This is a genomic window from Methylobacterium sp. 22177 (assembly GCF_052045615.1).
GTDB classification, from domain to species: domain Bacteria; phylum Pseudomonadota; class Alphaproteobacteria; order Rhizobiales; family Beijerinckiaceae; genus Methylobacterium; species Methylobacterium radiotolerans.
Genome location: NZ_JBQEPK010000014.1, coordinates 26,895 through 39,483, shown reverse-complemented (window position 1 = coordinate 39,483; position 12,589 = coordinate 26,895). Strand labels below are relative to the sequence as shown.

Genomic DNA, 12,589 nt, shown 5'->3' with positions numbered 1-12,589 from the left:
TCGCCTTCCTCGCGGGGGCGCCCCATCTGATGGACGCCCGTCAGCCCAGGATCCGTCATGAGCCAGCACCCCGCGATCAGCCCCGGTCGCAACGCGGTCGTCACCGGGGCTGCGAGCGGCATCGGCCTCGCCGCCGCGCAGGCCTTCGCCCGGGCCGGCATGAACGTCTGGCTCGCCGACCTGCCGGGCCCGGCCCTGGACGCGGCCCGAGCCGCCGTCGCCGAACTCGCCGCCGTCGAGGTGCGCGCCGTGCCCACCGACGTGTCGGACCGCGGCGCCGTCGAGGCCCTGGCGGCCGCCGTCGCCAAGGGCGGGCCGCCCGCCCTGGTGATGCTGAATGCCGGGATCGAGGCCGGCGGAAAGCTGTTCTCCGACGCCGACACCTGGGCGCGGATCCTGGGCACGAATCTCGGTGGCGTGGTCAACGGCATCCACGCCTTCGCGCCCGGCATGATCGCGGGCGGCAGGCCCGGCGCGATCGTCGTCACGGGCTCGAAGCAGGGCATCACCACCCCGCCGGGCAACGCGCCCTACAACGTCTCGAAGGCGGGCGTGAAGGCGGTCACCGAGGCGCTCGCCCACGAGCTGCGCAACCGGGAGGGCTGCCACACCACGGCCCACCTGCTGATCCCGGGCTTCGTCTACACGGGCCTCACGAAGGCCCGCGGCGTCGCCGAGAAGCCCGCCGGCGCCTGGACGCCCGACGAGACCGTGGCCTTCCTGCTGGAGCGGCTCGCCGTCGGCGATTTCTACATCCTCTGCCCGGACAACGAGACCACGCGGGCGCAGGATCAGAAGCGGATCGCCTGGGCGTCCGGCGACATCGTCGAGAACCGGCCCGCCCTCTCGCGCTGGCATCCGGACTACGCCGAGGCGTTCAAGCGGTACATGGAGGGGTGACCCACGCGGCCTCGCGCTGCCCTGGGTTGCTTCGCTGCGCTCGCAAGGACGGAGCGTGGCAGCGTGGGCTTGCCCGGACCTGTCCCGGCGGCCCCCTGAACCGGACAGCGCTGGCCTGCGCCCCTCGTCTGGCGAAGCCCTTGCACACGGGCTAGGTCAGTGCGACGCAGCCGCCGCACGAGATCAGCGCACGACATCCGGGAGCCGCCCTTGGCCACGATCATCCCCGTCGCTTCCTTCGACTGCGTCGTGTTCGGCGCGACCGGCGATCTGACCGCGCGGAAGCTGCTGCCGGCGCTGTTCTACCGTTTCCGCGACGGCCAGATCCCCGAGACCAGCCGGATCATCGGCGCCTCGCGGTCGGAGCTGTCCCTCGACGCCTTCCGCGAGCACGCCCGCGACGCCCTCAAGCGATTCGTGCCGGCCGCCGACCTGACCGACGATGTGCTCGGGCGCTTCCTCGACCACGTCGACTACGTCGCGGTGGACGGGGCCGGCGACAGCGGCTGGACCGACCTCGTCGCCAAGCTCGACGAGCGGCCCGACCAGGTCCGGCCCTACTACCTCGCCACCTCGCCCGACCTCTACGGCTCGATCTGCCGCAACCTCGCCGCCCACGGGCTCGTCGGCGAGAAGTCCCGCGTCGTGCTGGAGAAGCCGATCGGCAAGGACCTGAAATCGGCCCGGGCGATCAACGACGCGGTCGGCGAGGTCTTCCCCGAATCGCAGATCTTCCGCATCGACCACTATCTCGGCAAGGAGACGGTCCAGAACCTGCTCTCGCTCCGCTTCGCCAACACGATCTTCGAGCGGCTCTGGACCTCGGACGTGATCGACCACGTCCAGATCACCGTCGCCGAGACGGTGGGGGTCGAGGGCCGGGCCGGCTACTACGACACGTCGGGCGCGATGCGCGACATGCTGCAGAACCACATCCTGCAGCTCCTCTGCCTGACCGCCATGGAGAGCCCGCTCAATCTCGAGGCGAACTCGGTCCGCGACGAGAAGCTGAAGGTGCTGCGCGCCCTCAAGCCGATCACCACGCACGACATCCAGAGCGTCACGGTGCGCGGCCAGTACGTGGCGGGCGCCGTCGACGGCAAGCCGGTCGAGGGCTACCTCGCCGAGCTCGGCCACGAGAGCCGGACCGAGACCTTCGTGGCCATGAAGGTCGAGATCCAGTCGGGGCGCTGGGCCGGGGTGCCGTTCTACCTGCGCACCGGCAAGCGCCTGCCCCAGAAGCTCTCCGAGATCGTGGTGCAGTTCCGCGCCTCGCCCTTCTCGATCTTCCCCGAGGAGGCCTTCGGCCGCGAGCCGAACCGACTCGTGATCCGCCTGCAGCCGCAGGAGGGCATGAAGCTCGAGGTGATGACCAAGGATCCCGGTCCCGGCGGCCTGCGCCTGCGCCCGACCGACCTCGACATCTCCTTCGAGGAGACCTTCAAGCAGCGCTACCCCGACGCCTACGAGCGCCTGCTGATGGACGTGGTCCGCGGCAACGCGACGCTGTTCATGCGCCGCGACGAGGTCGAGGCCGCCTGGGCCTGGGCGGACGGCGTGCTCAAGGCCTGGGCCGACCGGCCCGAGGCGCCGCGGCCCTACCCGGCCGGCAGCTGGGGGCCGACCGCCGCCATCGCGCTGATCGAGCGCGACGGCCGGACCTGGCACGAGGAGCTGCGGTAACGAAGAACCGCGGCTCACGGCCAAGCTGCCTTGATACGGTCAAGCCAGATGTGAAATCTGTCTGCGCTGCCGGATACTGCCCCGTCAGAGGGTGGAGACGGCGCTGCACGAGGGATCATCACATGCTCGACAATCATCGGGACGCGGCCGGCCAGGCCGAGCGTCGCCTGGAGCGTTCGGTCGCCGCCGCCCTGCGCGTCATCGCGGCCGCCCATGACGAGCGGCAGGCCCCGCCGGTCTCCGCGGCCCGCCGCCGCCTGAGCGAGGTCTACGGCGCCACCCGCCTGGCCCGGCGCCTGGAGCGGGAGCGCCGGACCGCCTGAACGGGCCCGAACCGTCCGGCGCCGCCGCGGCGCGATCCCGGTACCTAGACGGCCGCGTCCCAGGTCTCGCTGAGGGGGACGGTCCCGCGGACCAGCCGGGCGCGCAGCACGACGTCGCCCGGCGGCACCGGCTCCGGCGGGCGCCACTCGACGTAGATCCGCCAGCCGCCGGTCTGCGGCACGAAGTTGGCGACCGGCTCGTGCATCGTCCCGGCGCTGGCCGAGACCTCCGCGGCGACCGCGTCGTCGGGACCCCGCGGCAGGCCCGGACCCTCGAAGTCGATGACGCAGAGCCGCCGCCGCGGGTCGGGCGGGTTCGACGGGCGCAGGCGCTCCGCCGAGCCGAGCCGCGTCGACGTCACCCGGGCGAGGGCGGCCTCCGGGATCGCCGCCACCGGCTCCGCCCCCACCGTGGTCAGCCCGTAGCTGACGTGCAGCGGCGCGCCGGGCCGCGCCGGGGCGGCCGGCACGAAGGCCGCCACGATGTTGTCCATGTACTCCTCGCCCGACGGGATCTCGAACAGCTGCACGGCGCCGTCCGCGAAGGCGCCCCCGGCAGGATCCGGCGCCACCCACAGGCCCGGCCGCGCCTCGTGGCGCGCCTCCACGTCGAGGTAGGCCGCGAAGCTCCGCTCCCGCTGCAGCAGCCCGAAGCCGGCGAGCGGCCGGGCCGCGAAGGCGGAGATCTGCGGCTGCGCGCGCCCGTTGACCAGGGGCCGCCAGATCCGGTCGAGCCGCGCCGGGTCGGCCCCGGCCGCGACGCAGAGGCCGTCGGAATCGTGCACCTGCGGCCGGAAATCGTCGAAGGGCTTCGCGCCCCGCGCCCCGGGCCCGTTCTGGCCGAAGAGGAACATGCTGGTGAGCGGCGCCAGCCCGAGCTTCGGGAGCGCCCGGCGCGGGTGGAGCGCCGCGGTGACGGCGATCCGGGCCGGATCGCCGGGCGCGATCTCGAACCGGTAGGCGCCGGCCACGCTCGGGCTGTCGAGGAGCGAGAGCACCGTGAGCGTGCGCGCCTCCGGCTCCGGCTCGCAGATCCAGTGCGCGACGAAGTCGGGAAATTCCTCGCCCTCCGGCGCGCCGGTGCCGATGGCGAGGCCCCGGGCCGAGAGCCCGTATTCCTGGTTGGCCGCGCGCAGGCGGAAGTAGGAGGCGCCCAGGAAGACGAGGAACTCCTCCTGGAAGCCCTTCGGCCGCCAGGCCGGGGTGCCCGGGAAGGCGTAGTGCAGGCGGAAGCCCGCGAAGCCGAGATCCGCCGGGAAGCTCTGGCCGGCGAGCCGGGTGCCCAGGTCGAACAGCTGCGTGTCGTAGGGGATCGGGCGCGCGGGCCCCCGGAGCGGCTGGAGGTGGAGCGCCACGCGCCTGCGCTGCAGGAAGCCGCGGTGGAACAGCTGCGCGCTGAAATGCGCGCCGAGCCGCAGGCTCGCGGCCGGCCGGAAGGTGATCGCCCGGTAGCCGTCGTAATCGAGGGCAGCGAGCGCCGGCGGCAGATCCTCGGGCGGTGCGGCGTAGGGCGCGGCGGCGCGGCGCGCCGCCTCGGCCGAGAGCGTCTCGAAGGTCATCGCGTCGCCCTGCGGCTGAAGCGCCGGCCCGGCCCACGTTCTGGACCCATTCAGATCAGTCGCGCTAGGTAGAACCGTGCCGGCAGCCGCGGCCACGACTGTTCGAAGAACGCGGCGTCGGGAGGGGGGATTGATCCGTTCGGCTTCCGGCGGCCTGGGCTGCCGGGTCGGCTCCGTATCCTCGCCCCGCACATCGGTATCCACGGTCATCGGTTCCCGGCCCCGGACGGCCGGGCGGCCGGCAGCCTTCCACGGTCGAGTTCCTCGCGCCATGTCGTCACGCGTCACCTCCTCCGCCGAGCGGTCGCACCGGAACGCGGCTCCCGCCATACCCGATCCGTCGGAGAGCGCATCCTGTCGCGAGGTCTGGACCGGCGCACCCCGCGGCGCCCTGCGCGCCCGTCGCCTCGCCCTGGCCGTCCCGAGCCTCGCCGCCGCGGGCGGCCTCGCGTGGCTCGCCGCGCTCGCCTACCCGGCGGGCGCCAGCCCGCTGGCCTGGGCGGTCCTGGTGCTGTTCGCCCTGGTGATGGGCTGGCAGGCCTTCGTCGCCTGCCAGTACGTCTACGGGTTCGTCGCGGCCCTCCTGGGGGACCGGGCGAAATCCGCGCTGGAGCGCCGCGCGGAGCAGGCGGCCGCCGTGCCGGCCGAGGCGGGACGCACCGCCGCCGTGGTGGCGATCCACGCCGAGGACGCGGTCGCGGTCTTCGCCCGCCTGCGGGTGATGGCGCGGTCGCTCGCCCGCGCCGAGGCGCGGGGCATCGACATCTTCGTCCTCTCCGACACCCGGGACGGCGCCATCGCCGCCGTCGAGGAGCACGAGTACGCCCGCATCCAGGCCTGGGCGGCGTCCGACCCGGCGCTGCCGCGGATCCGCTACCGGCGCCGGACGGAGAATGTCGGCCGCAAGGCCGGCAACATCGGCGAGTTCTGCCGCACCTACGGCGGCGAGTACGCGTTCATGATCGTGCTGGACGCCGACAGCCTGATGACCGGCGCGGCCATGGGCCGGCTCGTCGGGCTGATGCAGGCGAGCCCGCGCACCGGCCTGATCCAGACCGTCTCGTACGCCGCCGGCCGGGACACGCTCTTCGCCCGCATCCAGCAATTCGCCGTCCGGCTCTACGCGCCGCTGGCCCTGCGCTGCCTGGAGACCTGGCAGGGTCCCGAGGGCAGCTACTGGGGCCACAACGCGATCCTGCGGGTCGAGGCCTTCGCGGAGAACGCGCAGCTCCCGAAGCTCCCGGGCCGGGAGCCGCTCGGCGGCGAGATCCTGTGCCACGACATCGTCGAGGGCGCGCTGATGGTGCGCGCCGGCTGGGAGGTGCGGCTGCTGCCCGAGATGGGCGGCACCTGGGAGGAGATGCCCACCAACCTCGTCGACCTGCTCGGCCGCGAGCGCCGCTGGTGCCAGGGCAATCTCCAGCACCTGCGGGTGCTGCCCTGGGCCGGCCTGAGCGCGGCGAGCCGCTGGCACCTCCTCGTCGGGATCCTCTCCTACGGGGTGCTCCCCCTCTGGATCGCCTTCCTGGGGCTCGCCGCGTGGCAGGCCGCCCGGACCGGCGATCTGGGCCTCCTGGCCTACGGCCTGACCGGGCAGGGCGCCGCCGCCCACGCGCTCGCCGCCCTCAGCGTCGCCGTGCTGGCGCTGCCGAAGCTCCTGAGCCTCGGCCACGTCCTCGCCTCCGCCGAGCGCCGGGCCGCCTTCGGCGGCACGCGGGCGCTGCTCGCGAGCGCCGCCCTGGAGCAGGCGGTGTGGGTGGTCCTGTGGCCGGTCCTGACGCTGTTCACTGCCGGCGCCGTGGTCTCGACCTTCTTCGGCCGGGTGGTCCGCTGGGAGACGCAGGACCGGGACGACCGGCAGGTGTCCTGGGCGGAGGCCTTCCGGCTCCAGGCCGACGCCGTGGTGGTCGGCGCGCTGATGGTGTTCGCCCTGGTCCTCGTCGGGAGCCCGTGGCTCGCCCTCTGGCTGGCGCCGGTCGCCCTGGCGCTGCTCACGAGCCCGGCCCAGAGCGTCTGGACCAGCCGGGCCGATCTCGGCCGCGCCGCCCGTGCCCGGGGCCTGTTCCTGAACGCCGACGACACCGCGCAGGCGCCGGAACTCGCCGAACTCGCCCAGCTGCGCGGCCTGCCCGCCGCGCCGGCCCCGCTCCGCCCGGTCCCGCGCGAGCCGGCCATCTGGCTCGCCGCCGACGAGGCCTGACGCGGCTCCGCGTCGACTGTCCGGGGCGGTGCGGGACGGCCTCCGCGCCGCCCCCGGAACCGGCCGCGGATCCGGGCGGCGAGGGTCTAGACCCGAGCCTGTCATCCCGGTTCTTACGGCCAAGCTGCCACAGTGTTGCCATCGAGTCACGGGCGGGCGGAACCGCCCGGGCGGGGCGGTTTCTGGCTTGGATTTGAGGCGCGAGCGTTTACCCCTTGGCGAGGATCGGCACGGCATCGTGCCGCGGTCTTCGCCGCGTTCCCGCCATAGTCCGCGCCTGCCCCGAGAGGCTTTGATGCGTCGTTTTCTCCCCGCCCTGATCGGGCTTCTCGGCGCGGCCGCCTGCGCCGCGCCGGCTCTGGCCTACGAGATCGACCCGCTGACCCGCCAGCCGCTGAACGACGCGCTCACCGTTCGCGTCCGCCCGCAGGCCGTCGAGACCGTCGCGGTGCCGGTGGCCAACGCCGCGCTGAACCCCGCCGACCCGCTGAACGCCGACGCGGCGGTGCCGCAGATGTCGGCGATCCCGCGCGAGACGGTGGCCTATAACGGTCCCTACGGCGCCGGCACGATCGTCGTCTCCACCGCCGAGCGGCGGCTCTACTACGTGCTGGGCGGCGGTCAGGCCCTGCGCTACGGCGTCGGCGTCGGCCGGCCGGGCTTCACCTGGGGCGGCGTGCAGACCATCACGATGAAGCGCGAGTGGCCGGATTGGCGCCCGCCGGCGACCATGCTGAAGCGCCGGCCCGACCTGCCGCGCTACATGAAGGGCGGTCTCGAGAACCCGCTCGGCGCCCGCGCCATGTATCTCGGCGGCTCGATCTACCGCATCCACGGCTCCAACGAGCCGGAGACGATCGGCACGGCCGTCTCGTCGGGCTGCATCCGCATGACCAACGACGACGTGACGGACCTGTACACTCGCGCCAAGGTCGGCACGAAGGTCATCGTCCAGCGCTGATTGTCCGGGGCTTCCGGGGGAAGGGCCGGCCGCGAGGCCGGCCCTTCCGCGTTCAGGCCGCCGGCAGCGTGACCAGGGCGTCCGGGCGCTTCACCTCGATCTCGATGAACGCGATCGGGTGGTCGGACCCGTTCATCACGTCGTGCCGGATGCCCGCGGGACGCATGTAGGATTGCCCGGCCGCGAGCGCCGTCTCGCTGACCGCCGCGCCGTCGTGGACGCGCAGGATCCCGTCCACCAGCATCACCACGAAATACGGCCAGCCGTGCTCGTGCCAGCCGGTCACGCCGCCGGGCGGGAAGTCCCAGCGCGTGATGCGCACGGCGGCATCGTCCTGCTGGACGGTGGGCGTGGCGGGGATGGTGCAGGCGAAGGCCATGGCGGCTCCAAGATAGGCGGGCGCAGATGCCCGCGCGACGGGATGCAAGCCTCCGGCCTCCACGCCGCGATTCGACCCGCGCCGTCGTCGCGAGCGCAGCGAAGCGAGCCGGGGACGCGCGACCTCCGAGATCGTGGCGCCGCCGGGTCGCTTCGCTCCGCGCGCGATCACGAGGCTCGGGGCCGGACTAAGCTGGAGCGCCTGCCCTCAGTGGCAGCCGCACGAGCCCGACCCGCAACCCCCGCCCTGCTTCACCGGGGCGGTGCGCGCGGTCTCACGGTCCAGCCCCCGCTCGGCGAGCTCGCCGAGATAGGTGTTCCAGCGGCTCTCGTACTCGCGGCCGAGGGTGTGCAGATAGCCCCAGCCGTAGATGCCGGTGTCGTGCATGTCGTCGAAGCCGAGCTTCACCGCGTAGTTGCCGACCGGCTCCACCGCCAGGATGGCCACGGCGCGCTTGCCGCCGATCACCTTCCGCTCCAGCGGCGAGTGGCCCTGGACCTCGGCCGAGGGGCTCGACACCCGCAGGTACTCGGCCGGGAGGGCGTAGCGCGCCCCGTCCTCGAAGGCGACGTTGAGCACCCGCCGGTCGGCCGACAGGCGGATCTCGGTCGGCCACAGATCCTCGGTCACGGGCCACACTCCTCACGCAATCTGGGGCTGCGGCGCGGGACCTGCTTGCCCGCGACCGCCGGTGGCATCATATGCCGGACGATGCTCGATGACAGCTCCCTGACGCCACAGGCGTCCGCGGTCGATGCCCCCGCCGGGCCGGCGCCGCTGATCGACCCGTTCCAGCGGGCGATCTCGTACCTGCGCATCTCGGTGACGGATCGCTGCGACCTGCGCTGCGCCTACTGCATGTCCGAGCACATGGAGTTCCTGCCCAAGCGCGACCTGCTGACCCTGGAGGAACTGGACCGGCTCTGCGGCGTGTTCATCGCCCGCGGCGTGCGCAAGCTCCGGATCACCGGCGGCGAGCCGCTCGTGCGCCGCGACATCATGCACCTGTTCCGCCGGCTCTCGCGCCACCTCGATTCGGGGGCGCTGGAGGAGCTGACGCTCACCACCAACGGCACGCAGCTCACGCGCTACGCCGACGAGCTGGCGAGCCTCGGCGTGCGCCGGATCAACGTCTCGCTCGACACCCTCGACCCGGACAAGTTCCGGGAGATCACCCGCCGCGGCGACCTCAAGGTGGTGCTCGACGGCATCGCGGCGGCCCGCGCCGCCGGGATGAAGGTGAAGATCAACGCGGTGGCGCTGCGCGACGTCAACGCCGACGAGATCCCCGACATGATCGCCTGGGCCCACGGGCTCGGCATGGACATGACGCTGATCGAGGTCATGCCGCTCGGCGAGATCGAGGCGGACCGGACCGACCAGTTCCTGCCCCTGTCGGTCGCCCGGCAGCGGCTGGAGACCCGCTACACCCTCACACCCCTCCCCGACCGCACCGGCGGCCCGGCGCGCTACGTCCGCGTCGAGGAGACCGGGGGCAAGCTCGGCTTCATCACACCGCTGACCCACAATTTCTGCGAGAGCTGCAACCGGGTCCGCCTGACCTGCACGGGCCAGCTCTACATGTGCCTGGGCCAGGAGGATTCGGCCGACCTGCGCGCGGTTCTGCGCGCCTCCCAGGACGATTCGGTGCTGGCCGCGGCGGTGGTCGAGGCGATCACCCGCAAGCCCAAGGGCCACGACTTCGTCATCGAGCGCCAGCGCCCGGCCGCCGTGCCGCGGCACATGAGCGTGACGGGGGGGTAGGCGCCTCGACTGTCCCTGCGAGCGCGGCGAAGCAATCCAGGGCAGCGGTCCCTTACGGGCGTAGCGCATCCCTGGGTCGCTTCGCTGCGCTGGCAAAGACGGACGCGCTCACATCTCCTCGTCGGCGTAGCGGGCCGGCTGCCGCCCGCGCTGGCCGGAGCCCCGCCGCGGCGCGCCCGCGCTGATCCCCGCCACCAGGTCGGCGATGTGGCGCAGCGTCTCGACCGCCAGCGCCTTCTCGCCCTCGCCGCGGCCCTGCGGGATCAGCGCCTTGGCGAAGCCGAGCTTCTGCGCCTCCTTCAGCCGGGAGCCCGCCTGCGCCACGGGCCGGATCGCCCCCGACAGGCCGATCTCGCCGAAATAGACCGTCTCGGGCGGCAGCACGGCCCCCGACAGCGACGAGACCAGGGCGGCCGCCACCGCGAGGTCCGCCGCCGGCTCGGTGATGCGCAGGCCCCCCGCCACGTTCAGGTAGACGTCGTGGCTCCCGAGCCGGATGCCGCCGTGGGCCTCCAGCACGGCGAGCACCATCGACAGCCGGTTCGGGTCCCAGCCGACCACGGCGCGCCGGGGCATGCCGAGAGAGGAGGGGGCGACGAGCGCCTGGATCTCCACCAGGAGCGGCCGCGTCCCCTCCATCCCGGCGAAGACCGCGGTGCCCGCCGCCTGATGGTCGCGGCCGGCCAGGAACAGCGCCGACGGGTTCGGCACCTCGCTGAGCCCCGAATCGGTCATCTCGAACACGCCGATCTCGTCGGTCGGCCCGAACCGGTTCTTCACGGCGCGCAGGATGCGGAAATGGTGGCCCTGGTCGCCCTCGAAGGAGGCGACCGCGTCGACCATGTGCTCCACCACCCGGGGGCCGGCGATCTGCCCGTCTTTGGTGACGTGGCCGACCAGGATCACCGCCGTGCCGGTGGTCTTGGCGAAGCGGATCAGCGCCTGGGCCGAGGAGCGCACCTGCGTGACCGTGCCGGGGGCGGATTCCACCGTCTCGGTCCACATGGTCTGGATCGAGTCGATGATCGCCAGCGCGGGCGGGCGCCCCTGGCTCAGGGTCTCGACGATGTCCTCGACGTTGGTCTCGGCGGCGAGCTGGACCGGGCGGGCGCTCAGGCCCAGCCGCTCGGCCCGCAGGCGCACCTGCCCGACCGCCTCCTCGCCCGAGATGTAGGCGACCCGCTCGCCCGTGCCCGCCATGGCGGCGGAGGCCTGCATCAGCAGGGTCGACTTGCCGATGCCGGGATCGCCGCCGAGCAGGATCACCGAACCGCGCACGAAGCCGCCGCCGGTCACCCGGTCGAGCTCGCCGATCCCCGAGGGGATGCGCGGCGCCTCCTTGGCCTCGCCGATCAGGCCCTCGAGGGGAAAGACCCGGCCGCGGTTGCGCGACGGCCGGGTCGCGGCGGGACCCGACTGGCCGGGGGCCGAGGGCGCCTCCTCGACGATCGTGTTCCAGCCGTTGCAGGCCTCGCAGCGCCCGCGCCAGCGGTTGTAGACCGCCCCGCAGGACTGGCAGACGAAGGTCTGGTGGATCTTGGCCATTCGAGTCCGCGCGCCGGCCGTCCGGCCTTCCGGTCAGGGGAGGGAGCTACCCTACATAGGTTCGAACATAACGAGAACCCAGTCCCGTGAGGATCTCGTAGCCGATCGTGCCGGCGGCGCGACCGACCGTGTCGATGTCGAGGCGGTCGCCGATCAGTACCGCGGCGGCGCCGCGCCGGGCCGCGGGCGCCGCCGTGACGTCGAGGATGATCAGGTCCATCGAGACGGAGCCCAGGATCGGGCACGGGACGCCCCCGACCAGCGCCTGGCCGCGCCCGCTGATCGACCGGGGGAAGCCGTCGGCGTAACCGAGCGAGAGCGTCGCCAGGCGGCTGGGCGCGGTGGCGGTCCAGCGGCCGTTATAGCCCGCGGTGGCGCCGGCCGCGACGCCGCGCACCTGCGCGATCGTCGCCTCCAGCCGCACCACCGGCCGCATCGGGTTCGCGGCGCCCGGCGTCGGGTTGCCGCCGAACAGGGCGTAGCCCGGCCGCAGGAGGTCGTGCCGGGCCCCGTCGAGGAAGATTCCCGACGAGTTCGCCAGCGAGGCCCGGAGTCCGGGATAGGCGGCCCGAACCCGAGCGAAATCGGCGATCTGCCGGGCGTTGACCGGGTCGTCCGGCGTCTCGGCGCTGACGAAGTGGCTGAGGAGGAGGTCGATCCCGGCCTCCGCGATCCGCGCGTCCCCGGCGAGATCCAGCGCCTCGGGCACCGACAGGCCGAGCCGGTTCATGCCGGAATCGACGTGGAGCGCCGCGGGCGGGCGGTTCCCCGCGAACGCCGCCCAGTCCGACAGCTCCTCGGTGCTGCCGAGCACCGGGCGCAGACCGTGGGCCGCGAAGGCCGCCGCGGCGCCCAAGGGCAGGCCGTTCAGCACGTAGATCGCGGCCTCCGGCAGGGCGGCCCGGGCGGCGACGCCCTCGGACAGGTGCGCGACGAAGAAGGTCCGGCAGCCCGCGGCCCACAGGGCCGGTCCGACCCGGCCGATGCCGCAACCGTAGGCGTCGGCCTTCACCACGGCGGCGCAGTCGGCGCCGGCACCGCGGGCGGCCAGGATCCGCCAGTTGGCGGCGATCGCTCCGAGGTCGATCGTGAGCCGGGCGCCGTGAGCGCCGATCTCCGTCACAGGTCCGGTCTCGGCCACGCAGACCGCCTCCATCTGTTCGCCACCGGGGTCGCGGAAGCACAGGCCGGACCCATAGCATCCGGACGGCGCCCGGGGGCAGCACGGGCCGTCGTTAACACCGGACGCGCCCCGGCGCGCGGCGCGGCTGATGC

Annotated in this window: 11 protein-coding genes; 6 read left to right on the top strand and 5 right to left on the bottom strand. The window is 73.4% G+C overall.

The genetic code is table 11. From position 1 onward, the window contains the following. Positions 1-57: 57 nt before the first annotated feature. The 3 genes from ACTJK8_RS14885 (at position 58) to ACTJK8_RS14875 (ending at position 2,906) form a co-directional block, all read left to right on the top strand. Positions 58-900, top strand: coding sequence for an SDR family NAD(P)-dependent oxidoreductase (locus ACTJK8_RS14885; protein ID WP_024829069.1), 843 nt, complete (start codon positions 58-60; stop codon positions 898-900). Positions 901-1,110: 210 nt separating this feature from the next. Then, complete coding sequence (gene zwf / locus ACTJK8_RS14880) at positions 1,111-2,583, top strand: glucose-6-phosphate dehydrogenase (RefSeq protein WP_012320836.1); 1,473 nt, start codon at positions 1,111-1,113, stop codon at positions 2,581-2,583. A 122-nt stretch (positions 2,584-2,705) separates the two neighbouring features. Then, on the top strand, positions 2,706-2,906 hold the full coding sequence (locus tag ACTJK8_RS14875) for a hypothetical protein (RefSeq protein ID WP_024829070.1): 201 nt from the start codon (positions 2,706-2,708) through the stop codon (positions 2,904-2,906). A 44-nt stretch (positions 2,907-2,950) separates the two neighbouring features. Here ACTJK8_RS14875 and ACTJK8_RS14870 read toward each other — a convergent pair whose 3' ends face one another. Beyond that, positions 2,951-4,465, bottom strand: coding sequence for a glucan biosynthesis protein (locus tag ACTJK8_RS14870; protein ID WP_029360709.1), 1,515 nt, complete (start codon positions 4,463-4,465; stop codon positions 2,951-2,953). Between the two features lie 271 nt (positions 4,466-4,736). Here ACTJK8_RS14870 and mdoH point away from each other — a divergent pair, with 271 nt between their 5' ends. Together mdoH and ACTJK8_RS14860 are read left to right on the top strand one after the other, a co-directional pair. Continuing rightward, positions 4,737-6,665 carry a glucans biosynthesis glucosyltransferase MdoH gene (mdoH, locus tag ACTJK8_RS14865; protein ID WP_440762114.1) on the top strand — a complete coding sequence of 643 codons (1,929 nt, stop codon included), beginning with the start codon at positions 4,737-4,739 and terminating at the stop codon, positions 6,663-6,665. A gap of 295 nt (positions 6,666-6,960) precedes the next feature. Further along, positions 6,961-7,626: a L,D-transpeptidase gene (locus tag ACTJK8_RS14860; protein WP_012320832.1), complete on the top strand. Its 666-nt coding sequence runs from the start codon at positions 6,961-6,963 to the stop codon at positions 7,624-7,626. 52 nt (positions 7,627-7,678) lie between these two features. On the opposite strand, the gene ACTJK8_RS14855 is transcribed toward ACTJK8_RS14860, so the two are convergent. Both ACTJK8_RS14855 and ACTJK8_RS14850 read right to left on the bottom strand, forming a co-directional pair. Then, positions 7,679-8,005, bottom strand: a complete 327-nt coding sequence (locus ACTJK8_RS14855) for a cupin domain-containing protein (protein ID WP_012320831.1) — start codon at positions 8,003-8,005, stop codon at positions 7,679-7,681. A 207-nt stretch (positions 8,006-8,212) separates the two neighbouring features. Beyond that, a complete protein-coding gene (locus tag ACTJK8_RS14850; protein ID WP_012320830.1) occupies positions 8,213-8,635 on the bottom strand; it encodes a gamma-butyrobetaine hydroxylase-like domain-containing protein in 423 nt (140 codons plus the stop codon). An 81-nt stretch (positions 8,636-8,716) separates the two neighbouring features. On the opposite strand from ACTJK8_RS14850, the gene moaA reads away from it, so the two are divergent. Further along, a complete protein-coding gene (gene moaA / locus ACTJK8_RS14845; RefSeq protein ID WP_012320829.1) occupies positions 8,717-9,769 on the top strand; it encodes a GTP 3',8-cyclase MoaA in 1,053 nt (350 codons plus the stop codon). Positions 9,770-9,877: 108 nt separating this feature from the next. Here the strand turns inward: moaA and radA are convergent, their stop codons facing one another. Continuing rightward, positions 9,878-11,314 (bottom strand): DNA repair protein RadA, encoded by a 1,437-nt coding sequence (gene radA / locus ACTJK8_RS14840; RefSeq protein ID WP_012320828.1) that lies wholly within the window; start codon positions 11,312-11,314, stop codon positions 9,878-9,880. 46 nt (positions 11,315-11,360) lie between these two features. Next, positions 11,361-12,470, bottom strand: a complete 1,110-nt coding sequence (gene alr, locus ACTJK8_RS14835; RefSeq protein ID WP_440762113.1) for an alanine racemase — start codon at positions 12,468-12,470, stop codon at positions 11,361-11,363. Positions 12,471-12,589 lie beyond the last annotated feature (119 nt).